Source organism: Amycolatopsis vastitatis, assembly GCF_002234595.1.
GTDB lineage: Bacteria > Actinomycetota > Actinomycetes > Mycobacteriales > Pseudonocardiaceae > Amycolatopsis > Amycolatopsis vastitatis.
In genome coordinates, this window is the sequence record NZ_NMUL01000042.1 from 29674 (window position 1) to 54969 (window position 25296).

A 25296-nucleotide genomic window follows, 5' to 3' on the forward strand; every position below is an offset into this window, starting at 1 on the left:
AACCCGTTGGGAGACAACGACCATGACCGGACTTTCCCGCCGCACGTTCCTCGGCGCCGCCGGAGCCGCGGGCGCGGCCACCGTTCTCGGCACGCAGTTCGCCGACGCGGCCACCACGGAGAAGGGCTGCTTCGCCGGAACGACCGTGTACATCGGCAGCTACACCACCGGGGCGACCGGGCACGGCCTCGACGTCGCCACCCGTTCGGGCGCGGCGCTGACCCCGGTCCGGACCGTCCCGGGGATCACCGACACGTCGTGGTTCGACCGCGGCGCCGACGGCAAGACGCTGTACGTCACCAACGAAGGCGACCCGGCCGGATACGTCTCGGCGCTGAACATCGCCGACGTCACGAAACCGAAGCTGATCAACAAGGTTTCGTCGAAGGGCGGCGCGCCGACGCACCTTTCGGTGCATTCGAGCGGGAAGTACGTGCTGGCGGCGAACTACAGCTCGGGCAGCGTCGTCGTGCTGCCGATCCTCGGCGGGGGCAAGCTCGGAGCGGCCACCGACCTGGTGACCCACCACGCCGACTCCGGGCAGGCCCACGCCCACCAGGTCGTCAACGACCCCACCGGCCGCTGGGTGCTGTCGGTGGACCTCGGCGCCGACTCGGTCTACGTGTACTCGCTCGACGTCGCCACCGGGAAGCTTTCGCTGCACCAGCAGCTGAAGCTGCCGTCCGGGGCCGGGCCGCGGCACCTCGCCTTCCACCCGAACGGCCGGTTCGCCTACATCCTGCAGGAGCTGCGCGCGGAGATCACCGTGGCGAGCTGGGACGCCGCTTCCGGAAGGCTGAAAGCGCTCTCGGTGGTGCCCGCGGTGCCGTCCGGCACCACGGGTGACCGGTTCCCGGGCGAGATCCTCGTGTCCCCCGACGCGAAACTGCTCCACGCCACGGTGCGCGGGCCGAACACGATCGCGTCTTTCTCGGTGTCACCGGACGGCGCCGCGGTCAAGCTCGTGTCCACTGTGTCCAGTGGTGGAAACTGGCCGCGGCACCTCGCGATCGACCCCGAGGGGCAGTGGTTCTACGTCTCGAACCAGCGTTCCGGCACGGTCACCTGGCTGCCGCGCGACCCGGCCACCGGCCTGCCCGGCGCGGTCGCCGGGAACCTCGCCGTCGGCAGCGTCAACTCCGTCCACTTCGCCTGACCCCAAACCCTCGTGAGTGCGTAACAGTGTTAGAACACTGTTACGCACTCACGAGGGCACCTACGGGAGGTTCCTCATGAGGCTTCGCCGCACTCTGCCCGTCGTAGCCGGGCTGGCCCTGCTGGCCGGCTGCGCGCCTACCCAGTCCGCGCCCGCCGGCTCCGGGAGCGACGAGAAGACCGGCACCGTTCGCGTCTGGCTGTTCGACGAGGCCAACCGCGCGCCGAAGGAGGCGGCGGTCAAGGACGCGATCGCCGAGTTCAAGGCGGCCCACCAGGGCGTCGAGGTCGATGTCCAGTGGGTGCCCGTCGAAGGCCGCGCCGACAAGTTCTCCGGCGCCTTCAACGACCCGGCCAACGCGCCGGACGTGGCCGAGTTCGGCAACACCGACGTCTCGAAATACGCCGCCACCGGCGCGCTGGCCGACCTGACCGGCGACCTCGCGTCGTGGAGCGAGGGCAAGGACCTCATCCCGTCCGTGCTGGAGACGGCGAAGTCCGGCGGCAAGACCTACGGCCTGCCCTGGTACACCGGCGTCCGCGCGCTGTACTACCGCAGCGACGTCTTCACCGAGCTGGGCCTCAAGCCGCCCGCGACGCTCGCCGAGCTGACCGACACCGCCCGCCGGATCCGCGCCGCCAAGCCGGACCTCTACGGCATCGCCGTCGGCGGCAAGTACACCTACGCGATGCTGCCCTTCCTCTGGGCCAACGGCGGGGAGCTGGCGCAGCAGAACGGGGACAAGTGGAAGTCGGCCGTGACCGGTGAGCAGGCCAAGGCCGGCGTGACGCAGTACGCGGCCCTGCTCAAGGACGACATCTGCCCGCCGGCGCAGTGCGCGAACCTGACCGGCACGCAGAGCGTCACGGCGTTCGCGGGCGGCAAGGCCGGGATGACCATCGGCGGCGACTTCAACCGCAAGGCCGTCGAGCAGGGCGCGGTGAAGGGCAAGTACGCCGTCGTGCCGCTGCCGGGCGCCACCGCGGGCAGCATCGCCCCGGCGTTCGCCGGCGGCAACCTGCTCGGCGTGTTCAAGGCGAGCAAGCACCGCGGCCTGGCGCTGGAGTTCGCCGAGCTGCTCGGCGGCGCGAAGTACCAGGAGAAGATGTACACGGCGATGGGCAACCTGCCGACGCTGAGCAGCGTGCAGCAGAAGCTCGCGGCGAACGACCCGTTCCTCAAGCCGTTCGTCGAGACCCTCAAGGCGGGGACGAAGTTCGTCCCGGCGACCCCGGCGTGGTCGAAGATCGACAGCCAGAACGTGCTGCCGACGGCCGTCCAGCAGATCGCGACCGGTGGGAAGGACCCGTCGGCGGCCCTGGCCGACGCGGCCGCCGCGATGGACAAGGCCTTCGGCTAGTGGTGGCCCAGCAGGTCCGTCCCGTCGCCGTGCCGCGGAAGACGCGGCGGCGGGACGGCCGGGCCGCCGCGCTCTACCTCGCCCCGGCGGGCATCCTGCTCGCCGCGCTGCTGGCCTACCCGATCTACCAGCTGGTCCTGATCTCGTTCTACGACTACGGCCAGCCGCAGGCCGCGGGCAACGCGCCGCTGGTGTTCCTCGGCTTCGCGAACTACACCGATCTGCTGTCCCAGGCGCAGTTCTGGACGGTGCTCGGCAAGACGATCGGGTTCGCCGCGGCCTGCGTCGCCGGTTCGCTGATCGTCGGCACCGGGCTCGCGGTGCTGGCGAGCCGGGTGCGCTCGCTCCCCCGGATGTTGCTGTTCCTGGCCGCGCTGGGCGCGTGGTCGACCCCGGCGATCGCGGGCTCCTACGTCTGGCTGTTCCTGTTCGACACCGACTTCGGCCTGGTCAACGAGGTGCTCTCGGGGCTCGGGCTCCCCTTCGAACACCACTCGTGGACGTTCGGCACGCTCGGCGCGTTCGGGCTGGTCGCCGCCGAGGTGATCTGGTGCTCGTTCCCGTTCGTGCTGGTCACGATGTACGCCGGGATCAAGGGCATCCCGGACGAGGTCCTGGAAGCGGCGTCGCTGGACGGCGCGTCGGCGTGGCGCACGACGTGGACGATCGTCCTGCCGATGGTGCGGCCGCTGCTGATGATCGCCACCGTGCAGTCGATCATCTGGGACTTCAAGGTCTTCACCCAGATCTACGTGATGACCAACGGCGGTGGCGTGGCCGGGCGCAACCTCGTGCTCAACGTCTACGCCTACCAGCAGGCCTTCGCGGGGCAGGAATACGGCCTCGGCTCGGCGATCGGAGTCGTCATGACGCTGTTGCTGCTGTCGGTCACCGGGCTGTACGTCCGGACGCAGCGCCGGAGCGCGGCATGGCTGTGAACCGTCCTGGCCGGCTGGTCGCCGAGGTCGTCACGGTCGTGATCGCCGGGGTCGTCGCCTTCCCGCTGTACTGGATGCTGCTGTCGGCGATCAAGCCGCCGGGCGAGATCCAGGCGGCGAACCCGAAGCCGTGGACGTTCCACCCGTCGTTCGACAGCTTTTCGCGGGTCCTCACGGTGTCGGGCTTCGGGCGGTACTTCGTCAACAGCCTGGTGGTGGCGCTGGTCGTCGTGGTGTTGTCGCTGCTGCTGTCGTTCCTCTCCGCGGTGGCGTTGACGCGGTTCTCCTTCAAGGGCCGTACGGTGCTGCTGGTGATGACGCTCGTCGCCCAGATGGTGCCGGTCGAGGCGCTGACCATCCCGCTGTTCTTCCTGATGCGGTCCCTCGGCGGCGCGGTACCGGCGCTGGGTCTCAACGAGCTGGGTTCGCTGGTGCTGGTGCACCTGGCGTTCAGCCTGCCGTTCGCGATCTGGATGCTGCGCGGGTTCGTCGCGGCTGTACCGGTGGAGCTGGAAGAGGCCGCGAAGCTCGACGGCGCGTCGCGGATGCGGTTCACCTGGCAGATCCTGTTCCCGCTGGTGGCGCCGGGCTTGGTCGCGGTGAGCGTGCTCGCGTTCATCCACGCCTGGAACGACTTCCTGTTCGCGAAGACGTTCATCATCTCCAAGACCGAGAACCAGACGCTGCCACAGGCGATCCTGGTGTTCTTCAAGCCGGAGGACACCGACTGGGGCGCGGTCATGGCCGCTTCGACGCTCATGACGATCCCGGTGCTGGTGTTCTTCGTCCTGGTCCAACGACGGCTGGTGTCGGGCATGGCCGGCGCCGTGAAGGGCTGACATGTCATTCGACACGCTGCTCCCCCGCCCGGTTTCGGTGACGCCCGAGCCGGGTTCGTGCCCCTGGCCGTCCACTGTGGACGTCCGGCCCGCCGCCCTGCCGCCGGAGGGCTACCGGCTCTCGATTTCCCCTTCCGGCGTCGTGCTGGAAGCGGCCGGCTCCGCCGGGGAGTGCCACGGCCGGGAGACGTTGCGCCAGCTGGCGGGGCCGTCCGCGTTCCGGCTGGCCGGCTTCGCGCCGACGTCGCTGCCGTGCGGGGTGGTCGAGGACCACCCGCGGTTCGGCTGGCGCGGGTGCCTGCTCGACGTCGCCCGGCACTTCCGGACCAAAGCGGAAGTCCTCCGGTTCGTCGACCTGCTCGCGGCGCACAAGCTGAACGTGCTGAACCTGCACCTCACCGACGACCAGGGCTGGCGCTTCGAGGTCCCGGCGTTCCCGCGGTTGACGTCGGTGGGCGGCTGGCGGCCCTCGTCGATGGTGGGCAGCGGAGGCGCCCAGGACGGGCGTCCGCACGGCGGCTTCTACACGGGCGACGACCTGCGGGAGATCGTCGCTTACGCCGCTTCGCGGGCCATCACGGTCGTGCCGGAGATCGACATCCCCGGGCACGCGCGGGCGGCGCTGGCGGCTTACCCGTCTCTGGGCACTTCGTCGTCCTACGAGGTCTGGACCGAATGGGGCATCAGCACCTCGCTGCTTTCGCCAGTTTCGTCTACTTTGGACTTCTTCCGGACGGTGTTCGACCACCTGCTGGAGATCTTCCCGTCCCCGGTGATCGCCCTGGGCGGCGACGAGACGCCGGGCGCGACCGACGAGCACCGCGCGTTCGTCCGGCAGCTGGCCGAGTACCTGGTGGCGCGCGGCCGCACCCCGATGGGCTGGGACGAGGTCCTCGACATCGACGGGCTGCCGCCGATGGTGATCGCCGCCTGGCGCGACGAGGACGCGGGCATCCAGGCGGCCGCGGCGGGGCACGACGTGGTGATGTGCCCGGATCAGCACGTGTATCTGGACCACCGGCAGTCCGAGCACCCGGATGAGCCGATCCCGGTCGGCGCGGTGCACACGCTGGAAGACGTCTACGCGTACGAACCGGCGCTGAGCGGGCCACGGCTGCGCGGTGTCCAGGCGCAGGTGTGGACCGAGCACCTCGACAGCGTCCGGCGGGTGGACTACATGGCGTTCCCGCGGCTGTCGGCGTTCGCGGAAGTGGCGTGGAGCAGCGGGCCGCGGGACTACGCGGAGTTCCTGCCGCGCCTGCGAGACCACCACCTGCCGCGGCTCGACGCGCTGGGCGTCGAGTACCGGCCGCTGGACGGTCCGCATCCGTGGCAGACGCGGCCGGGAGTGCCGGGACGGCCACGCTAACTTCCCCCGCCCTCAGCGTGCCGTTCACGCCGGTGAGGCACCTGAAACGGGGACGCTACGACTTTGCCAGAACCCTCGCCCCGGAAACCTCCCCCGCCCTCCCTTGCTTACGGCAGCAGCGTAACCGTGACCGACTTCGTGGGGCCCACGTTCCCCGCCGCGTCGATGGAGCGGTACTCGATGCGGTGCGTGCCGTAGCCCGGCTTGCGTTCGGAGAACGGCGACACCGTCAGGCCGCCCTCGCCGAGATTTCCGTATGCCAGGCCGTCGATCTCCGTGCCGCGCGGGGTGAACAGGTACGGCGCCTCCGGGTCCGTCGGCCAGCCGTAGAACTTGTGCCAGCCGTCGCCGTCCACCCGGAACTCCGGCATGCCGTCCGGCGACTTCAGGCGCATCGTGAACGAACCGTGGTACACGGTGCCCGGGGGCAGCTCGGCCGTGGTCGTCGGGCCGGTCGCGTCCACCGTCCAGGTCAACGTCGTGCCGCCCGTCGTCGCCGTCAGCGTGTGCGAGCCGCGGGGCGCGTCCAGGGCGATGTCGGAGCCGGTCCCCACCAGGCGGCCGTCGAGCGTCCACAGGACCTCGGGGATCGAGCCGGTCGGCTCGCCGGTTTCGACGTAGACGACGTCGTGGGCGCCGACCGGTCGCGACACCGGCGTCGACGCCACCACCGCCGGTCCGCCGGCCGGCGGCGTGACCACCGCGGTGTCCACCGTCCAGGTGCGGGTCGCCGTCGGCCGAGCGGCCGGGTCGCGGACGAACGGCGTCGGGTCGGTCACCGTCGCCGTCAGCGTGTGCTTGCCCGGCTTGACGTGCTCGCGGCGCAGGTCGACCGCGTCACGACCGGGCAGCCTGGTGCCGTCGAGCGTCCACGTGACGTCCAGGCGGTGGCTCACCGGGTGCAGCGGGCGCACCCGGACGACGCGGTCGGCGCCGATCGTCCCGGCCGGGGTGCCGCCGCCGATCAGCGGGACCTTCGCCGAGATGCGCTGCGTCATCCGTTCGCGGCCGACCTGGTCGAACGCGTAGCCGAGTGTCTTCATCATCGAGTGCCTGCTCGGCCGCCACACCCCGGTCTGGGTGTACAGCCCGCCTTCGAAGCGGCCGATCGTGCCGCCGGCCTCGCTGGGCTCGCCCAGCCAGCGCCACCACTTCGCGTGCTGAGCGCGCATCTGCGGCTCGGTCAGCAGGGTGTGGTGGATCGAGTCCGGCTCGCCGCCTTCGTAGGCGCCGCCTGGGACGTTGCGGGCGTAGTAGTCGTACTCGTCGTCGAGGCCGCCGAGGGAGTGGCCGAGCTCGTGCGGCGAGATCAGCGCGGACAACGCGTTGCCCCCGGACGCCGTCGCGTAGGTGCCGCCCGCGCCGCCGTAGGTCTCGCTGTTGCCCAGTGCCAGGATCTGCCGGTTCGCCGGGGTCGTGCCGGGCACGAGGTCGGCGTACCGCTGGGCGGCCGCGTCGTCGACGGTCAGCAGCCGCTGCACGCTCTGCGGGTTGCAGCCGCCCCAGAAACCCATGTCCAGCGGGGTGTTCCGCCGCGGCGCGTCGAGCGAGGGGTCACAGTCCACACCGGACTCCGGTGAGGTGATGGAAACGGCGTAGACGTTAAAGTAGCTGCGGTAGGACTTGAACGGCTCGAGCGACCACAGGGTGCTGACGTGCCGCTCGACGTCGGCGAAGAACTTCGGCTGCTCGGCGGCGGTGTAGCCGTCCCCGAGGACAACGAGGTTGAACCGCTGGGCGACCGGACCGGTCACCTGGACCTCGGTGACGGTGGCCGCGGGCTCCGCCGCGTACGCCGGAGTGGCGAGCCCGAGGGACAGTACGAACGCTGCGACGAACCCGGCCCATTTCCGCATGGCGGCACTCCCCTGGTCGGCGTTCTTTCCGGTCTACCGCACCGGTCGGAGCGCCGGAACCCGCCGGAAGTCGGGACCGTGGGATGGGCCGTCACACGCGAGTCAGCCGGTACCAGACCTCGGGCCGCCCGACCTGGCCGTAGTGCGGCTCGCGGTGGGCCATTCCGTTGTCCGCCAAGTACTCCAGGTACCGCCGGGCCGTCACGCGGGACGCGCCGATCGCGCTCGCCGCCGCGCCCGCGGAAAGTCCTTCCGCCGCACCGGAAAGCGCGTCCGTGATCGCTTCCAGGGTCTGGACGCTCATTCCCTTCGGCAACGGCGGCTGCTCGGTCGTGCGCAAGGCACCGAGGGCCCGGTCGATCTCCGCCTGGCCGGTGACCTCGCCGGACGCGTCGCGGAACTCGGCGTAGCGCTCGAGCTTCTCCCGCAGCGTGGCGAAGGTGAACGGCTTGAGCAGGTACTGCACCACGCCGACCGACACCGCGGCCTTGACCAGGCCGAGGTCGCGCGCCGACGTCACGGCGATGACGTCGATCGGCAGCCCGGCCGCGCGCAGCGAACGGCACACCGCCAGCCCGTGCGTGTCGGGCAGGTAGAAGTCGAGCAGCACCAGGTCGACCGGCTCGCGTTCGCAGAACCGCAGGGCCTCGCCGCCCGAGTGGACCACGCCCGCCACCGAGAAGCCCGGGAGCCGTTCGACGTAGACGCGGTGCGCCTCGGCGGCCACCGGCTCGTCCTCCACCACCAGCACCCGGATCACCGGTCCGCCTCCTGCCGCGGCAGCCGGACGGTGAACACCGCGCCGCCGTCCCGTCCGACGTCGACCGTACCGCCGTAGCGGCGCACCGCCTGGCCGACGAGCGCGAGCCCGAGTCCGTGGCCGTCGCCGGCTTTCGTCGACCAGCCGCGGCGGAAGACGTCGGCGTCCTCGGGGACGCCGGGTCCGCTGTCGGCCACGCGCAGCAGCAGGCCGCCCTCGTCGGAGCGGGCGGTGACGACCACCTTGGGGTGACCGGTGCCCCGCACGGCCGCGTCGAGGCCGTTGTCGATCAGGTTGCCGAGGATGGTCACCAGGTCGCGGGCGGCGACGCCGAGGGACGCGTCGTCGATCACCGTGTCCGGGGTGACCGTCAGCTCGACCCCGCGCTCGCTCGCCTCGGCGGCCTTGCCCAGCAGCAACGCGGCGAGCACCGGCTCGGCGACCGCGCCGACGACCCGGTCGGTCAGCTCCTGGGCCAGCGCCAGCTCGGCGGTCGCGAACTCGACGGCCTGCTCGGGCTTGCCGATCTCGACCAGGGAAACGACCGTGTGCAACCGGTTCGCCGCCTCGTGCGCCTGCGACCGCAGCGCCTCGGCGAGGCCACGGGCGGTGGTCAGCTCCCCGGTGAGCGTCTGCAGCTCGGTGTGGTCGCGCAGGACGACGACGGTGCCCTGCGCGCGGCCGCCCGAGCGGACCGCCGTCGTGCTGACCAGCAGCACGCGCGAATCCGTCAGGTGCAGCTCCTCGGCCCGGTTCTCGGCGGAGGTGAACGCCTCGGCCAGCCCGTCGGGCAGTCCCAGCGCGGCCAGCTCGCGCCCGACGGGATCGGTGTCGAGGCCGAGGAGGGTCCGTGCGCCGTCGTTGCAGAGCCCGATCCGCCCGTCGCGGTCGACGAGCAGCACGCCTTCGCGGACCGAATGCAGCACGGCTTCGTGGTACTCGAAGAGGTTGCTCAGCTCGTCCGGCGCGACACCGCGGGTCTGGCGCCGCAGCCGGGCGCTGATCAGCCAGCCGCCGAGCGCGCCGACCAGCAGGACCGCCCCCGCGACGCCGAACAGCGGCCACAGCCGCTCGCGCAGTTCGGCGGAGATCGCCGCGACCTTGATCCCGACCGCGACGAGCGCGATCACCCGGTGGCCGGCGTCGAACACCGGCACGACCGTGCGCACCGACGGGCCGAGCGAGCCGGTGTAGGTCTCGGTGAGCGGCTCGCCCCGCTGGGCCTTGCCGATGTTCCCGATGTAGGGCTGCCCGATCAGCGCCGGGGTCGGGTGCGTGTAGCGGATCCCGGCCGGGCTCATGATCGTGATGAAGTCGACCTGGGTGTCGTGCTGCACGCGCAGCGCCAGCGGCTGCAGCGTCGCGCTCGGGTTCGGCGTCCCCACCGCCGCCACGACGCTGGGCGCGTCCGCGATCGTCAGCGCCACCGCGCGCACCTGGTCCTCGGCGTTCTGCTGGACCGCGTGTCCCGCGTCGAGCCAGGCGAAGGTGATCCCGGCGCCCGCCAGCACGCAGAGCACCGCGAGCTGCAGCACGAGCAGCTGGCGCGCCAGGCTCCAGTGGGACCGCAACGTCGGGGGCACCTCCTCATACCAGCACACACGCGCGCCGGTGTCCGAACGAGACGGTCGATCATCACACGAACTCAATGAACACAAGTGAGCCGGATCACCGAACTGCGCTTACAGTGTGCCGCAACCTGGACCACCCCTAGCTGGAGGCAACGGTGCCTACACCGACCCCCGACGCGGCGCCGCGCCGCGACAAGACCCGCTACCTCTACCTGGCCGTGATCGTCGCGGTCTTGCTGGGTATCGCGGTCGGCTTTCTCTTCCCCGGCTTCGCCAAGGGCCTGAAGCCGCTGGGCGACGGCTTCGTCAACCTGATCAAGATGATGATCTCGCCGATCATCTTCTGCACCATCGTGATCGGCGTCGGGTCGGTCGCGAAGGCGGCGAAGGTCGGCAAGATCGGCCTGATGGCGCTCGTCTACTTCATCGCGATGTCGACGTTCGCGCTGGCGATCGGCCTGATCGTGGGCAACCTGCTGCACCCCGGCAGCGGGCTGCACCTGAACGCGGGCGACGTGAAGAAGGCGCACGACTCGGCGACCGGCTCGGCCGGCCCGGTGGAGTTCGCGCTCGGCATCATCCCGAAGACACTCGTTTCGGCCTTCACCGAAGGCCAGGTGCTGCAGACGCTGCTGGTCGCCCTGCTCGTCGGCTTCGCGCTGCAGAAGCTCGGCCCGAAGGGCGCGCCGATCCTGCGCGGCATCGAGCACATCCAGCGGCTGGTGTTCCGGATCCTGGCGATGATCATGTGGGCCGCCCCGATCGGCGCGTTCGGCGCCATCGCCGCGGTGGTCGGCGCGACCGGGCTCAACGCGTTGAAGAGCCTCGCGGTGATCATGATCGGGTTCTACCTGACCTGCCTCGTGTTCGTCTTCGGCGTCCTCGGTGCCGTCCTGTGGATGGGCGCGCGGGTGAGCATCCTGAAGCTGCTCAACTACCTGCGCCGCGAGTTCCTGCTGATCCTCTCGACGTCGTCGTCGGAGTCGGCGCTGCCGCGCCTGATCGCGAAGATGGAGCACCTCGGCGTCGGCAAGTCGGTCGTCGGTATCACCGTGCCCACCGGGTACTCGTTCAACCTCGACGGCACCGCGATCTACCTGACCATGGCGACGCTGTTCATCGCCTCCGCGCAGGACGAGCCGCTGTCCATCGGCTCGCAGATCGGCCTGCTGCTGTTCATGATCCTCGCCTCGAAGGGCGCGGCGGGCGTCAGCGGCTCGGGCATCGCGGTGCTCGCCAGCGGCCTGCAGTCGCACCGGCCGGAGCTGGTCAACGGCGTCGGCTTCATCCTCGGCATCGACCGGTTCATGTCGGAGGCCCGCGCGCTGACGAACTTCGCCGGCAACGCCGTCGCGACCGTCCTCATCGGAAACTGGACGAAGGAGTTCGACCGCGAACAGGCCCAGCGGGTGTTCGCCGGCGAGGAACCGTTCGACGAAGCCACGATGCTCGACGAGCACGAGCCGGTGAAAACCGAGCCGGAGGGCGAAAAGGTCCCGGCTTGACCCCCTGACGTTCGTGCTCACTGCCCCCGCTGAGCACGAACCACCGCGGGCCGCGGTGCGAGTCTCCCCGACCTCGCACTGCGGCCCGTTCCACGTTCTTGGGCAAGCAGAATTCAGCCCGCCTGGGCGTCGTAGACGACGCGCGCGGCGGCGATCTCGTCGCGGTGCCGCTCCGCCCAGCCGAGCAGGCCGTTCAGCGACTGGTAGAGCTCTTTCGCCATCGGCGTGGCCTCGTACTCCACACGCGGCGGGACGGTCGGGTAGACCGTGCGGACCAGCAGGCCGTCCCGCTCGAGGTTGCGCAGGGTCAACGTCAGCATCCGGCGGCTGATCCCCTCGACCGAGCGCTCCAGCTCGGTGAACCGCACCGGGCCCCGCGTGGCCTCCAGGAGGATGCCGATCGCCCACTTGCCGCTGATCCGGTTGATGACCTCCAGCACCGTGCAGACGTCGAGTTTTTCCGGGTCCACCTCGACTGCCTGGACAGGTACATCGATGTTCCCCTGGGACATGAAAGTGCCTCCTTCCCGGCGCAGTCATGGTCACACATGATGGGCACTGTTACAAGAAGTGCCCTGGCAACGACCAGGGGAATCTCGACTGGAGGGGCCTGACATGGCCGAGAACCACCCCACCCGCTCCCGCGGCCTCGCCCTGGCGGTGCTCTGCGCCGCCTCGCTGATGGTCGTGCTGGACAGCAGCATCGTCGCGGTGGCGCTGCCCGCGATCCAGGCCGACCTCGGGTTCACGCCCGCCGGGCTCTCCTGGGTCTTCACCGCCTACCTGGTCGCGTTCGGCGGCCTGCTCCTGATCTCCGGCCGCCTGGGCGACCTGATCGGCCGCCGCCGCGTCTTCCTCGGCGGGCTGGCGCTGTTCACTTTCGCTTCCCTGGTCGCGGGTCTGGCCTCCGACGCGGGTGTCCTGGTCGTCTCGCGGTTCGTCCAGGGCATCGGCGGTGCGCTCGCGTCGGCCGTGGTGCTGGGCATGATCGTCACGATGTACCCCGAGCCGCGGGCGCGGACCAAGGCGATCGGCGTCTACAGCTTCACGCAGGCGGCGGGCGCGTCGATCGGGCTCATCGCGGGCGGCGCGCTCACCCAGGCGCTGAACTGGCACTGGACGTTCTACGTCAACCTGCCGATCGGCGTGGTCGCGCTGCTGCTGGCCGTCCGGGTGGTCGAGGCGGACCGCGGCACCGGCCTGCGGGCGGGCCTGGACGTCCTCGGCGCGGTCCTGGTCACCGGCGCGGTGATGCTCGGCGTGTACGCGATCTCGTCCGCCGTGTGGGGTGCGCTGGCCGCGGCGGTCGTCCTGCTGGCCGCGTTCGTGGTGCGGCAGGCGAAGGCCCGGACGCCGTTGCTGCCGCTGCGGCTGTTCCGGCTCCGCGCGGTGACGGGCGCGAACCTGGTGATGGTGCTGATGGTCGCCGGGATGCTCGGCTTCCAGTTCGTCACGGCGTTGTACCTGCAGCAGGTGCTGGGCCTCGACGCGCTGGGCACGGGTGTCGCGTTCCTGCCGGTGCCGCTGGTGATCGCGGTGGCGTCGCTCGGCTTCGCGGACAAGGTCACCGCGCGGTTCGGGCCGCGGGCGGTGCTGCTGACGGGGCTGGGCCTGGTGATCGTGGGCCTGCTGCTGCTCACCCGGGTGTCGGGCTCCTACTTCGCCGACGTCCTGCCGCCGCTGCTCCTGATGGGCCTCGGCGCCGGCGTGGCCATCCCGGCCCTGATGGGGCTGGCGATGGCGGACGTCCCGGCCGCGGACGCCGGTGCCGCGTCCGGCCTGATCAACACGACCCAGCAGGTCGGCGCGGCCGTCGGTACGGCGGTGCTGGCCACGGTGGCCGCCTCTCGGACGGCCAGCCTCGGTGGGGTGGACCACCGCGAGGCCCTGGCGGCCGGGTTCCAGCTGGCGTACGGCGTCAGCGCGGGCTTCCTGATCGCGGCGGTGGCGCTGGGCGGCCTGGTCCTGGCCCGCCGCCCCCGCCGGATCTCCGCCGCCGCTCCCGAACCCGAGGTCTGCGTCGCCGGTCAGGCGTGACGGAAGCGCCGGCTCGCGTGATCCGAGGGTCGACACTCGTGATTGAAGGGACGACACGGCCAGCCCGGCGTGTCGTCCCTTCAATCACGTGAGTCGACCTCCTGATCACGCGAGCCGGCGCTTCGATCACGGGAGAGGTAGGCCGAAAGTCCACGGTGGCCCCGCCGCATCATCAGCGCGTGGTTCGCGCGGAACAGCGGCCGGGCCACCGTGTCGAGGCGCCGCAGCAACTCCTTCCGGGCCTGGACGTCCTGGGTGATCTCCAGCAGCGTGCCCGCGCCCGCCGCGCGGACCGCTCCCGCCAGGGTCCCGTCGAGGTCGCCGCTGAGCCTGACCCGCATCAGGCCCGTGCGCTCGTCCTGGTGGTCCCGGTGCATCCGGACGATCAGCCGGAACGGCAGCCGGGACCGGCAAACCAGCTCGGCGGTGTCGTCGTCCACGCGGCGCACCGCGCGGACGTCCGACCACCACCTCGGGTAGCCGGCGAGGTCGGTGACCACGCCGAAGACCCGCTCGGGCGCGGTTCCGGGCAGCAGCCACGTGCTGCGGAACCGGTACTGCGCACCCGTCATGCCTGTCAAACCTGGGCCGAGACCAGCTTCCGGCCGTCCACCGTGACGATGTCGACCGACTTCACGTCGTCGGGTGCCACCAGCGCGGAGCCGTCGAGCGAGAAGCCCTGGCTCTCCCACTTCTCGGACACCTTCCAGCTGCCGGCGGTGACCGCCTGGCCTTCCTTCGTGACGACCTGCAGCAGGCACTGCTCTCCGGCCTTGACGCCCTTCACGGCGACGTTGACCCGGACCCAGCCCTGGAACGGGGCCACCGACGCGGCCAGCTGCACGCCGGTCGTCGGGTCCCGCCCTTCGGCGTTCTTCGTGCCGGGCACATCGGTCTGCGGCGCGGGGATCGCGACGTCGGGACCGGTCGAGCCGGTCTGCCGTCCCACCAGGATCCCGCCGCCGAGCGCGGCCACGACCAGCACCGCCGCCGCGACCAGGGCCAGGCCCCGCCGTGACGTCGAACGGGCCGGTGCCACGCGCTCCTCTTCGTCGCGCACCCGGCGCAGGGTCTTCTGCAGCAGCAGGTCCCCGCCTTCGGGTGGCCCGTCGAGGAACGCCTCGGGCGGTACCTCGTCGAGCGACTCGCGCAACGCCACGAGCTCGTTCAGGTCGAACCGGCACTGCGCGCAGGTCTGCAGGTGCCGCCGCTCGAAGTCGGCCGCCTCCCCGGGGTCGAGCGCGCCGAGGGCGTACGCGCCGAGCTGCGTGTGACTCTCGTCGACCGAGTTCATCGCGCCACCTCCGTTCCGCTCGAAATCATCGCTGCTCTGAGTGCTCTTAGTGCGTAGTAAGACCTTGATTTCACGGTACCCGGTGCGACGCCCAGTGTTCTCGCCGCTTCGGCCACCGTCCGTCCCCGGTAGTAGATCTCCACCAGGACCTCTCGATGCTCGTTGGACAGCCCGTCCATCGCACCGAGCACCGTCATCGAGTCGACCACGCCCTGGGCGTGGTCACGCTCGACGGACGGGGTCGGCACGCCTTCGGCCGGTTCGGCCACTTCTTGTGGCCGTGCCGCCCGGGCCCGTGCCCGGTCGGTGACCAGGTTGCGCGCGACGGTCAGCAACCAGCCGCGCACCGAGCCCTTCCCGTCGTTCTGCAGATCGTCCGCGTGTTTCCACGCTCGGACGAGCGTCTCCTGGACCACGTCCTCGGCTGCCGCCCGATCACCGGTCAGCCTCGTCGCGTAGGCCAGCAGGCTTCGCCCGTGTTCGGCGTACAGCTGCCGAATGAGGTCTTCACCTTTGGCCTTCTTAGGCCGCCTGCCTCCTATGGCCACCCTCGTCCTCCCGACGGTGTTCTGAGTCGGCGAGGACAGTACTGCAACCCCCAGTGTCACCGGCGGTGCGTGCGCCGAGCGCAGCGCGACCATGGTGTTCATCGGCTGCCCGTCCTTCCTCGTTTGCCCGGAAAACCGTCGGTGATCAGTACCCGGAGCCACCGGCCGCGGGACCGCCCTGCTTACCCGCGGTGATCTTGCTGCCGTCCGGCGCCAGGGCGAACCAGGCGCCGTTGACGCCCTGGCCGTTCATGTCGCCGGTGACCTTGTCGCCGGAGAACTCGTACAGCGGCCAGCCGTTGAGCGTGATCTGCTTGGTGCCGTCCTTGCGCGTCACCGTGCCGACCTGGGTGTCCTGGATGCCCTTGAGCATCGGCGTCGCCACTCCGGCGAGCATCGGCGGCCACTGCGTCGCGCACTCTCCGTCGCAATTGGACGTCGGCGGCTGGGAGAGGTCCTTGTCGAACCGGTAGAGCGTCTTGCCGTCGGCGTCGGTGACCACCGCGCCGACGCCGGCGACCGTGCCGACGGACAGCATCTTGTGGCCCGGCTCACCGTGTTGCGGTCCCTGGGCCCCGGAGGCCATCTCGCTGCAGGCCGACAACGTGGCGACGGCGACCAGCGCGACGGCGCTGGCGACGACCGGCCGGATACGGTTCATGACGTTCTCTCCTCGGTGAGGGCGGCACCGCCGTCCGGCGGACCTCGACACCCAGAACACGGCCGCCCACGCGAAACGGTTCAGCCCGGTTTCGCGCGATTCGGTGCCGGTTCGCCGCCGGATTGGTCTGTCCCGGTGATCGGCACGATCTTGTCGCCGTGCGGGCGCGTTCCTAAGCTGATCACGTTCGCACCGCCGCCCCCGTCCGTCCGGGAGGCCGTCGTGTCCGCGAAACCCCTCGTGTTCGCCGCGCTGCTGGCCGCGGGCTGTTCCGCGGCGCCGCCGCCGTCCTTCACCGCGACCCTGACCTCGCCCACGGACATCGTGCTGAGCTGGCCGGACGACTCGCCGCACAACGACGTCGGCCACCGGGTCGACTACGCGAACGACCCGGCCGGGCCGTGGACGACGCTGCGGTTCCTGCCGCCGCACACGACGAGCTACCACCACCCGGACCTGATCCCGGAGACGCCGTTCTACTACCGGGTGCAGCCGTTCACCGGTCCGGTCTCGACAGAGCTGCACGCGGTGACGTCCGGCGAAACGGTGACCTTCACCTGGGCCGACCGTTCGAGCGACGAAGCCGGGTTCCTGCTCGAGATCCGGCGCCCGGGCGCGCCCGACTTCGACCCGGTGGAGGTGACCGACCCGAACGTGACGACCTGCGCGCTCTCGCTGCTCCCCGGCGAGGAGAGGTCGGCCTACCGGCTCCGGACGCTGTATTACGGCCCGCTCTCGCCGGTGGTCCACCAGACCACCGGCAAGGAGCGGTGACCGCTTACTCGGCCACGAGGACGTGGCGGAGGAACTCGCCCGTGTAGCTGCCCTCGACCTCGGCGACGTACTCGGGCGTGCCCTCGGCGACGATCGTGCCGCCGCCCGAGCCGCCCTCGGGGCCCATGTCGATGATCCAGTCGGAGGTCTTGATCACGTCGAGGTTGTGCTCGATCACGATCACCGAGTTGCCCTTGTCGACCAGCCCGTTGATCACGCCGATCAGCTTGTTGATGTCCTCGAAGTGCAGGCCGGTCGTCGGCTCGTCGAGGATGTACACCGTCTTGCCCGTCGAGCGCTTCTGCAGCTCGCTGGCCAGCTTGACGCGCTGCGCCTCACCGCCGGACAGCGTCGGCGCCGGCTGGCCGAGCCGGACGTAGCCGAGGCCGACGTCGACCAGCGTCTGCAGGTGGCGGTGGATGGCCTTGATCGGCTCGAAGAACTCCGCGGCCTCCTCGATGGGCATGTCGAGCACGTCCGAGACGGTCTTGCCCTTGTAGTGCACCTCGAGGGTCTCCCGGTTGTACCGGGCGCCCTTGCAGACCTCGCACGGGACGTAGACGTCCGGCAGGAAGTTCATCTCGATCTTGATCGTGCCGTCGCCGGCGCACGCCTCGCAGCGGCCGCCCTTGACGTTGAACGAGAACCGACCCTGCTGGTAGCCGCGCACCTTCGCCTCGGTCGTCGCGGCGAACAGCTTGCGGACGTGGTCCCAGACACCGGTGTAGGTGGCCGGGTTGGACCGCGGGGTCCGCCCGATCGGCGACTGGTCGACGCGCACCAGCTTGTCGACGTTGTTCAGGCCGTTCACCCGGGTGTGGCGGCCCGGCACCTGGCGGGCGCCGTTGAGCTTGTTCGCCAGCACCGTCGCGAGGATGTCGTTCACCAGCGTCGACTTGCCCGAGCCGGAGACGCCGGTGACCGAGACCAGGCAGCCCAGCGGGAACGAGACGTCCAGCCCGCGCAGGTTGTGCTCGCGCGCGCCCACGACGGTCAGCTGCCGCTTCTTGTCGATCGGCCGCCGGATGGCCGGCACCTCGATCCTGCGGCGCCCGGACAGGTACTGCCCGGTCAGCGACTCCTTGCTCTTCAAGAGCTTCTTGTACGGTCCACTGTGGACGATGTGGCCGCCGTGCTCGCCCGCGCCCGGGCCGATGTCGACCACCCAGTCGCTGGAGCGGATGGTGTCCTCGTCGTGCTCGACGACGATCAGCGTGTTGCCCAGGTTCCGCAGCCGGGTCAGCGTCTCGATCAAGCGGTGGTTGTCGCGCTGGTGCAGGCCGATCGACGGCTCGTCCAGCACGTACAGCACGCCCACCAGGCCGGAACCGATCTGCGTCGCCAGCCGGATCCGCTGCGCCTCACCACCCGACAGCGTCGCCGACGCCCGGTCGAGCGAAAGGTACGTCAGGCCGACGTCGAGCAGGAAGCGCAGCCGCGCCTGGATCTCCTTGAGCACCGCGCCGGCGATCATCGTCTCGCGCTGGCCCAGCTCCAGCTCGTCGAGGAACTGCGACGCCTCCGCGATGGACAGCGCGCAGACCTCGGCGATCGACATGTCACCACGGGTCTTGTGCGCCAGCGTCACCGCGAGGATCTCCGGCTTGAGCCGGGTGCCCTGGCAGGCCGGGCACGGCACCTCGCGCATGTAGCCCTCGTACCGCTCGCGCATGTACTCGGACTCGGTCTGCTCCTGGCGCCGCTCGAGGAACGGGATGACGCCCTCGAAGGCCGCGTAGTACGAACGCTGGCGGCCGTAGCGGTTCTTGTAGCGGACGTGGACCTGCTCGTCGACGCCGTGCAGCACCGCCTTCTGGGCGCGCGCGGGCAGCCGCCGCCACGGCGTGTCCATCCGGAAGCCGATCGTCTCCGACAGCGACTCGAGCAGCCGGATGAAGTAGTCCGCGCTCTGGCCGCCCGACCACGGCGCGATCGCGCCCTCGGCCAGCGACAGCTCGTCGTCCGGCACCACCAGCTCCGGGTCGACCTCCTTGCGGATGCCGATGCCGGTGCACTCGGGGCAGGCGCCGTAGGGCGAGTTGAAGGAGAACGAGCGGGGCTCGAGGTCCTCGATGGCCAGCGGGTGGCCGTTGGGGCAGGCCAGGTTCTCGGAGAAGCCGCGGATCCGGTGCGGGTCGTTCTCCGGCAGGTCGACGAAGTCGAGCTCGATCAGCCCGTCGGCCAGGCGCAGCGCCGTCTCGACCGAGTCGGTGAGCCGCTGGCGTGAGCTCGACTTGACGCTCAGCCGGTCGATGACCACCGCGATCTGGTGCTTTTCCTGCTTCTTCAGCTTCGGCGGGTCGGTGAGCGCGTGGACCGTGCCGTCCACGACCACCCGCGCGTAGCCCTGCTGCTGCAGGTTCTCGAACAGGTCGACGTACTCGCCCTTGCGCCCGCGCACCACCGGCGCGAGCACCTGGAAGCGGACGCCTTCGTCCATCTCCAGCACCTGGTCGACGATCTGCTGCGGGGTCTGCTTGCTGATCGGCTCGCCGCACGTGGGGCAGTGCGCCTTGCCGGCGCGGGCGTAGAGCAGGCGCAGGTAGTCGTAGACCTCGGTGATCGTGCCCACAGTCGAACGCGGGTTGCGCGAAGTCGACTTCTGGTCGATCGACACCGCGGGCGAGAGGCCCTCGATGAAGTCGACGTCCGGCTTGTCCATCTGCCCGAGGAACTGGCGGGCGTACGCCGACAGCGATTCGACGTAGCGGCGCTGCCCTTCGGCGAAGATGGTGTCGAAGGCGAGGCTCGACTTCCCGGACCCGGACAGGCCGGTGAACACGATCAGGCTGTCGCGGGGCAGGTCGAGATCCACGCCGCGGAGGTTGTGCTCGCGGGCACCGCGAACAACGAGGCGATCAGCCACGCCAGGGTCCTCTCAGGTCATTCTCAGTCATTCTCAGCTGCGGTCGCCGACCCGGTCGGTGTTGGTTGAAACTGCGCGCACGGGTGGCCGCAACCATGCTACGAGCCACCACCGACAGAAACGGGTTCCGAGGCTGTGACCTGCGGTTCTTCGGACTTTCGACGGCTGGTGAGCCACCGGTGGGCCGGGCGTTCGACCCCCACGGTGACCGCCCAGCCCGCCAGCACGGCGGCGGCCAGGACCGCGGGGAGCCGCAGCCAGCCGGGGACGCCGACGTTCAGGAGCGCGCGGGCCAGGATGTAACCCAGTTCCTGGTGCACCAGATAAAGACCATACGAGATGCCCGCGAGCCAGGTGACGGCCGGGGCGATCCGGGCCAGCCCGGGGAACCGCCAGTCCGGGCCGCGGGCGGCCAGGCAGACCAGCAGGAGCAGCACGGCGAACCCGATCGTGGACGGCCAGCGCTCGGCGTCCTGCGGCAGCGCCCGGTGCAGCGGGAACACCTGCAGGTCCTGCGCGGCGACCGCGGCGATCCCGAACAGGGCGGCGTGCCACGTCTCCAGGCGCCGCCGCGACCAGAACCAGATCGCGATCCCGATGGCGAAGACGTGCAGCCGGTGCAGGCCCAGGCCGTAGTAGAAGCTGTCGACGACCGGGCGCACCGTCGCGGGGTCGAAGACGAGGAAGCGGAGCACGAGCGGGACGAGGATCAGCGCCCACAGCAGGGCGACGGTCAGCCGGTGGGTCCGCCACGACCGCGGCCACAGCAGGGCCGCGCCGGTGAACGCCATCAGCTGCACCGGCAACGTCCAGTAGGAGCCGTCGAGGTAGTAGAAGGCGTCCCAGCGGATGCCCCACTCCTGCACCATGCCGAGGTTGGCGACCAGGTCCAGCCCGGTCGGGATGTACCACGGCGAGGGGTTCGCCGGCGGCCCCTGCGGCACGCCGAAGAGGAAGCCGGCGACGCCGGGCGGGTAGGGCAGGCCGCTGAAGGAGATGGCCGCCCACCGCGTCACGACGTAGGTCACGAGGACGACGACGAAGTACGCGGGCACGAGCCGCGCGACGCGGTTCCACAACCACCGGCGCGGGTGCCCCTTGCGGAGGCTCGCGCACACGAAGAACGCGGAGATGACGAGCAGGATCGCCGCGCCGAACTGCGCGGTCACCCTTACGGGGTACCCCGTCAGCTCGGGGTGCAGGAGGGCGCCCTGGTGCGTTACGTGCCCGAGGATCACCGCCGAAACGGCGACTACGCGGAGGAGATCCCAGCTGATCCGGCGCGGCGTCGGCGAGGTGGGCACGGTCGTCCTGGGGTCGGGCTGGCGGGGTCGCCCGGAAGCCTACGTGGCGGACCGGGCAGGCGCCTGTGCGGGTGGAACCGCTTGGAACGAAACGACTACCGTGTGCACGGTGAACATCGTGGAGACCTACACCGGGCACGTCGACCCGGGCGGCGACGCCACCCGGCGGACCCTGGACGCGCTGACCATCACCAAGCTGTCCGTCGGCCCGATGGACAACAACACGTACCTGCTGGTGTGCCGGGAGTCGAACGAGGCACTGCTCGTCGACGCGGCGAACGACCCGGACCGCATCTCCGACCTGATCGGCCACGGCCCGGACCGGCCCGCGTTGAAGACGGTCGTCACGACCCACCAGCACCAGGACCACTGGCAGGCACTGGGCGCGGTGGCGGGGGCCAACGGCGCGAACACCGCGGCCCACCCGCTGGACGCTCCGCCGCTGCCGGTGCCGCCGGACTTCCTGGTGGAGCACGGGGACACGCTGTCGGTGGGCCGGATCACGCTCGAGGTGATCCACCTGCGCGGGCACACGCCGGGGTCGATCGCGCTGCTGTACCGCGATCCGGCCGGGATCCCGCACCTGTTCACCGGGGACTCGCTGTTCCCGGGCGGGGTGGGGAAGACCGCGTCGCCGGAGAACTTCACGTCGTTGCTCGACGACGTCGAGTCGCGGATCTTCGGGGAGCTGCCGGACGAGACGTGGTTCTACCCGGGCCACGGCGACGACTCGACGCTGGGCGCGGAACGGCCGAAGCTGCGGGAGTGGCGCGAGCGCGGCTGGTGACTTCGGCTTGGCCGCGTGATACCTAATGACGCGGACGGCCGGTGTTCCCGCGCATTGGAGCGAGCTTGAAGCGAAAGCAGGCCGCGGCGGCGGCCGGGGCGACGTTCGCCAACATCGCGGTGGCCATCACGATCAACGTCCTGACTTCCGGCTGGAGCTGGCTCGTCTTCGTGGCACTGGCCGTGCTGTCGGCCGCCTGGGTCGGCCTCGAGATCTGGCGCGCGACACCGCGGCGCGGGCACGGCGGATCCACCGTGATCTCGACCGTGCCCCGCCCCGGTGGCGCGTTCGTGCCCCGCCCGGAGCTGACGGCCCGCATCGTGCGGCCCCTCCTGAGCGGCAAGGCCGGGCAGGTCGGGATCACCACGGGCCTGGCCGGTGCCGGCGGTTTCGGCAAGACGACCCTCGCCGCCGAGGTCTGCGAGCGGCCGGACATCAAGGCCACGTTCAGCTGGATCGACTGGGTGACGGTCGGCCAGGAGGTCCGCGGTGCCGCGCTGGCCGACACGATCAACGACCTCATCGAGCGCATCGACGGGCAGCGGCCCGGCTTGACCAGTCCCGAGCAGGCCGGCTTCCGCCTGGGCGAGCTCCTCGAGGAGAAGGGCCGTTCGCTGCTCGTCGTCGACGACGTGTGGACGGCCGAGCAGCTCCGCCCGTTCCTCAACGCCGGACGCGGGTGCACGCTGCTGATCACCACCCGGATCCCCGATCTGCTGCCGGACGGCGCGGAAGCGGTCGTGGTGGACCAGATGAGCCGGCAGCAGGCTCGCGACCTGGTCACCGGCGGCCTCCCCGAACTGCCCGAAGAGCTTCGCGAGCAGCTGCTCGACCTCACCGGCCGGTGGCCGCTGGCCCTCGGGCTGGCCAACGGCGCACTACGCCGGGCCGCCCGGGACGGAAGCGATGTCGCCGCCACCGCGAGCCTGCTGCTTCGGCGGCTGCAGGAGCGCGGCCCCACGGCACTCGACGTCACCGACGCCGCGCGCCGCGACCGCGCCGTCGCCGCGACGCTCGAGTCGTCGCTCGGGGTGCTGGGCGATCGCCGCGACCGGGTGGTGGAACTGGCGATCTTCCCCGAGGACGTGGAGATCCCGCAGCAGCTGGTGGCCACGCTCTGGCAGAAGACGGCGGGACTCTCCCCCGAGGACGGCGAGCGGCTGGGCGACGAACTGGCCGAGCTGTCCCTCGTCACCCGGCGCGCGGGCACGACCGATCTCCGGCTGCACGACATCGTGCGCACCTACCTGCGTTACGAATGCGGGACCGAGCGGCTGACGGTTCTTCACCAGAGCTTCCTGGACGCCGTGGCGGCCACGCTGCCGGAACCGGACCGGCAGCCGGTCCCCTGGTGGACCCTGCCCACGTCGGCGGAACACCTCTGGCGAACCCTCGCCTACCACCTCGCCGGCGCCGAGCGCACGGACGAGCTGTCCACTCTGGTGACGTCTCCGCCGTGGGTGATCGCCAAGCTGCGCCGGTTCGGGCCGGTCGCCATCGCCGAAGACCTGGCTCTCGTGCGCACCGAACCAGCCACGGACCTCACGCGCTTCCTGGACCAGATGGGGCATCTGCTGATCGCCGGCACACCCGACCACGCCGTGGTCAACGCGCTGGCGCAACGCCTGAGCCAGGTGGACTGGCTGGCAGAACTCCGCGAAGCCGCCTTGAAAGCGGTCGACGGCGTTCCCCGTCTCGTGCCGCGGCGGCCGCTGCCGGACCTCCCGGACCCCGCGTTGAACCGGGTGCTCGAAGGCGCCGAAGGGCAGGTCAGCGCCAGCGCACTGAGCCCCGACGGCAGCTGGCTGGCCGTGGCTGTGAACGACGGCATCCGGCTCTGGGAACCCGAAAGCGGACGGCTGATCCGGCTGGTCGACGCCCCGGACATCGACGACGACGTACTCGCGCTCTCCCCCGACGGCAAGGTGCTCGCTTCGGCGGACGACGAAGGGACGATCCGGCTGTGGGACACCGGAACGTGGCGAACCACCTCGGTGCTCCGAGGACACAGCACCTGGCTGTCCAGCCTCGCCTTCTCGGCCGACGGGGAAAAGCTGTTCACCTTGGACAGCGACGGCAACGTCTTCACGTGGGATTTGCCCACCGGTGTGAAGACGGGCGGGTTCAAAGTGCCGGAGTCGGCGCGTGCCTGTCTTCCGGTCGTCGAGGGCCGGTTGCTGCTCCTCGACCGTGACGGCCTGAAACTGTGGAATCCCGAAGCCGGAACGCACACCGTCCTGCCTGAAGAGCCCTACACCTACGTCATCAACGTGGCGGTCAGTCCCGACCAGCGGTGGATCGCCGCGGTCGGCATCACAGGACTGTCCGTCTACGACGCCGGTCGCGCCGGCAAGCTGTGGCACACGCTCCACCATCATCTCGACCTGACCGCCGCGGCGTTCTCCTCGGACGGCCACACGCTCGCCACCGGCGGCGAAGACGGCATCGTCACCTTCTGGGACACCCGGACCTGGCTGCCGACGGGCCGCATCGCCGCGCACGGCGCCGAGGTCCGGCGGCTGGCCTTCACCGCCGACGGCTCGGTGCTCGCGTCGACCGGCGGCGACGGGACACTGCGGTTGTGGACGCCGGCCCGCGCCCGTACCGGAATCGACCGCGACCGCGACGGCGGGGTCAAGGCCTGCGCCGCCCCGGCGGACGGATCATGGCTGGCGGTCGCCAAAGCGAACTCGGTGGTCGTCTACGACCCCGCGTCCGCCGAACCGCGGGAGGAGCTGCGGTACCTGGGCGGCATCGACACCCTCCAGACCACTCTCGACGGCCGGCACCTCGCGGCCGAACGAACCAGCTCGGTGTGTGTCAGCGACACCGGGAACTGGCAGTCGTCGCACAGCCTGAACCACCCGGCGGGCCGGTACGTCCGCGACCTCTCGATCGGTGGCGACATCGTCTGCGTCTCCCAGCAAGATCACGTGGTCGCGTGGAACATCGGCACCTGGGCCGATCCCGTCGTCCTGACCGCGGGCGAAACCGGTGGGCTCCAGGTCCACGACCAGGTGCCCGAGGTCCCGGACTCCCGGCTGGACACGCTGAAGCGACGGTTCAAGCGCGGCAGCCGGGACGTTCACTACCTCGAAGCCACCGTCGCCCCTTCCGGCTCGTGGATAGCCGTCAAAGACGGCAACCGGCTGCTGATCGCCGACACCGGAACCTGGAAGACGCTCAAGACCCTCACCTTCGGCACCGAGCCCGACGGCAGCCTGATCGTCCCGGACGAAAGCGCCCTCATCGTGCACGTGGACGGAAAGCTGCAGTACTGGGACACCCGTTCCTGGACCCTGGTGCGGGAACTCAAGACGGCGGAGGCCGACGCCAAGGCGGGTGCCTGGTCTCCCGGCTGCTCCTTGCTCGCGGTGGTCACGGAGGACCGGGCCCTCCGCATCCTCGACGCGCGGACGTGGGCCTGCCTCACCGAGTTCCGCCTCGACGGCGAAGTGTCCGGCTGCGCGTGGCTGAGCGACGACCGGCTCGTCGCGGTCGGCGGGCACGGCATCTCCTGGTTCACCTACGTCCCGGGAGACGAGCACGGCGAGCCGCGATCGGAGCAGCCGGGTAACGCTTGAGGTGTCAAAAGCCGCTCACCGGGCAACGCACCGGACGAACCGGACGTCCCCCGAAGACCCAGCGCTGGGACTTCCACCGGTTCGCTC

20 protein-coding genes are annotated in these 25296 nt (G+C 70.6%); 10 read left to right on the forward strand and 10 right to left on the reverse strand.

Features of this window, described 5'->3' with window-relative positions; translation table 11 throughout:
• Positions 1-22 precede the first annotated feature (22 nt).
• The 5 genes from CF165_RS35475 to CF165_RS35495 all read left to right on the forward strand — a co-directional run bounded on the left by CF165_RS35475 (position 23) and on the right by CF165_RS35495 (position 5662).
• A complete protein-coding gene (locus CF165_RS35475) occupies positions 23-1156 on the forward strand; it encodes a lactonase family protein (RefSeq protein WP_093951956.1) in 1134 nt (377 codons plus the stop codon).
• A gap of 76 nt (positions 1157-1232) precedes the next feature.
• A complete protein-coding gene (locus CF165_RS35480; RefSeq protein WP_093951957.1) occupies positions 1233-2516 on the forward strand; it encodes an extracellular solute-binding protein in 1284 nt (427 codons plus the stop codon).
• On the forward strand, positions 2516-3454 hold the full coding sequence (locus tag CF165_RS35485; RefSeq protein WP_093951958.1) for a carbohydrate ABC transporter permease: 939 nt from the start codon (positions 2516-2518) through the stop codon (positions 3452-3454). The genes CF165_RS35480 and CF165_RS35485 overlap by 1 nt, the downstream gene beginning before the upstream one ends.
• A complete protein-coding gene (locus tag CF165_RS35490; protein ID WP_093951959.1) occupies positions 3445-4293 on the forward strand; it encodes a carbohydrate ABC transporter permease in 849 nt (282 codons plus the stop codon). Before CF165_RS35485 ends, CF165_RS35490 begins: the two co-directional genes overlap by 10 nt.
• A 1-nt stretch (position 4294) precedes the next feature.
• Entirely contained in the window at positions 4295-5662 is a 1368-nt protein-coding gene (locus tag CF165_RS35495) for a beta-N-acetylhexosaminidase (protein WP_093951960.1), read from the forward strand.
• 107 nt (positions 5663-5769) lie between these two features.
• Here the strand turns inward: CF165_RS35495 and CF165_RS35500 are convergent, their stop codons facing one another.
• The 3 genes from CF165_RS35500 to CF165_RS35510 form a co-directional block, all read right to left on the reverse strand.
• A complete protein-coding gene (locus tag CF165_RS35500) occupies positions 5770-7518 on the reverse strand; it encodes a M64 family metallopeptidase (protein WP_093951961.1) in 1749 nt (582 codons plus the stop codon).
• A 91-nt stretch (positions 7519-7609) separates the two neighbouring features.
• The gene (locus CF165_RS35505) at positions 7610-8278 is read right to left on the reverse strand and encodes a response regulator (protein WP_093951962.1); all 669 of its coding nucleotides are present in this window, start codon (positions 8276-8278) and stop codon (positions 7610-7612) included.
• Complete coding sequence (locus CF165_RS35510) at positions 8275-9861, reverse strand: ATP-binding protein (RefSeq protein ID WP_240521938.1); 1587 nt, start codon at positions 9859-9861, stop codon at positions 8275-8277. Before CF165_RS35510 ends, CF165_RS35505 begins: the two co-directional genes overlap by 4 nt.
• A 143-nt stretch (positions 9862-10004) precedes the next feature.
• On the opposite strand from CF165_RS35510, the gene CF165_RS35515 reads away from it, so the two are divergent.
• Positions 10005-11354 (forward strand): cation:dicarboxylate symporter family transporter, encoded by a 1350-nt coding sequence (locus CF165_RS35515; RefSeq protein ID WP_093951964.1) that lies wholly within the window; start codon positions 10005-10007, stop codon positions 11352-11354.
• 113 nt (positions 11355-11467) lie between these two features.
• Here CF165_RS35515 and CF165_RS35520 read toward each other — a convergent pair whose 3' ends face one another.
• Positions 11468-11866: a winged helix-turn-helix transcriptional regulator gene (locus tag CF165_RS35520; RefSeq protein WP_093951965.1), complete on the reverse strand. Its 399-nt coding sequence runs from the start codon at positions 11864-11866 to the stop codon at positions 11468-11470.
• A 103-nt stretch (positions 11867-11969) separates the two neighbouring features.
• Between CF165_RS35520 and CF165_RS35525 the strand changes: the two genes are divergently transcribed.
• Positions 11970-13391 (forward strand): MFS transporter, encoded by a 1422-nt coding sequence (locus tag CF165_RS35525; protein ID WP_093951966.1) that lies wholly within the window; start codon positions 11970-11972, stop codon positions 13389-13391.
• Positions 13392-13471: 80 nt separating this feature from the next.
• On the opposite strand, the gene CF165_RS35530 is transcribed toward CF165_RS35525, so the two are convergent.
• From CF165_RS35530 to CF165_RS35545, 4 genes are all read right to left on the reverse strand, one after another.
• Positions 13472-13963: an SRPBCC family protein gene (locus CF165_RS35530; protein WP_093951967.1), complete on the reverse strand. Its 492-nt coding sequence runs from the start codon at positions 13961-13963 to the stop codon at positions 13472-13474.
• A 5-nt stretch (positions 13964-13968) separates the two neighbouring features.
• Entirely contained in the window at positions 13969-14685 is a 717-nt protein-coding gene (locus CF165_RS35535; RefSeq protein WP_093951968.1) for an anti-sigma factor family protein, read from the reverse strand.
• Entirely contained in the window at positions 14682-15233 is a 552-nt protein-coding gene (locus tag CF165_RS35540; RefSeq protein WP_205661062.1) for a sigma-70 family RNA polymerase sigma factor, read from the reverse strand. Before CF165_RS35540 ends, CF165_RS35535 begins: the two co-directional genes overlap by 4 nt.
• 145 nt (positions 15234-15378) lie before the next feature.
• Positions 15379-15894: a hypothetical protein gene (locus tag CF165_RS35545; RefSeq protein ID WP_093951970.1), complete on the reverse strand. Its 516-nt coding sequence runs from the start codon at positions 15892-15894 to the stop codon at positions 15379-15381.
• A gap of 222 nt (positions 15895-16116) precedes the next feature.
• Here CF165_RS35545 and CF165_RS35550 point away from each other — a divergent pair, with 222 nt between their 5' ends.
• Positions 16117-16668, forward strand: coding sequence for a fibronectin type III domain-containing protein (locus CF165_RS35550; protein ID WP_093952096.1), 552 nt, complete (start codon positions 16117-16119; stop codon positions 16666-16668).
• Between the two features lie 4 nt (positions 16669-16672).
• On the opposite strand, the gene uvrA is transcribed toward CF165_RS35550, so the two are convergent.
• A complete protein-coding gene (gene uvrA / locus CF165_RS35555) occupies positions 16673-19534 on the reverse strand; it encodes an excinuclease ABC subunit UvrA (protein ID WP_093951971.1) in 2862 nt (953 codons plus the stop codon).
• 98 nt (positions 19535-19632) lie between these two features.
• Positions 19633-20838 carry an acyltransferase family protein gene (locus tag CF165_RS35560; RefSeq protein WP_093951972.1) on the reverse strand — a complete coding sequence of 402 codons (1206 nt, stop codon included), beginning with the start codon at positions 20836-20838 and terminating at the stop codon, positions 19633-19635.
• A gap of 109 nt (positions 20839-20947) precedes the next feature.
• Here CF165_RS35560 and CF165_RS35565 point away from each other — a divergent pair, with 109 nt between their 5' ends.
• Together CF165_RS35565 and CF165_RS35570 are read left to right on the forward strand one after the other, a co-directional pair.
• Complete coding sequence (locus CF165_RS35565) at positions 20948-21625, forward strand: MBL fold metallo-hydrolase (RefSeq protein ID WP_093952097.1); 678 nt, start codon at positions 20948-20950, stop codon at positions 21623-21625.
• A gap of 65 nt (positions 21626-21690) precedes the next feature.
• Complete coding sequence (locus CF165_RS35570) at positions 21691-25209, forward strand: NB-ARC domain-containing protein (protein ID WP_143268727.1); 3519 nt, start codon at positions 21691-21693, stop codon at positions 25207-25209.
• Positions 25210-25296 lie beyond the last annotated feature (87 nt).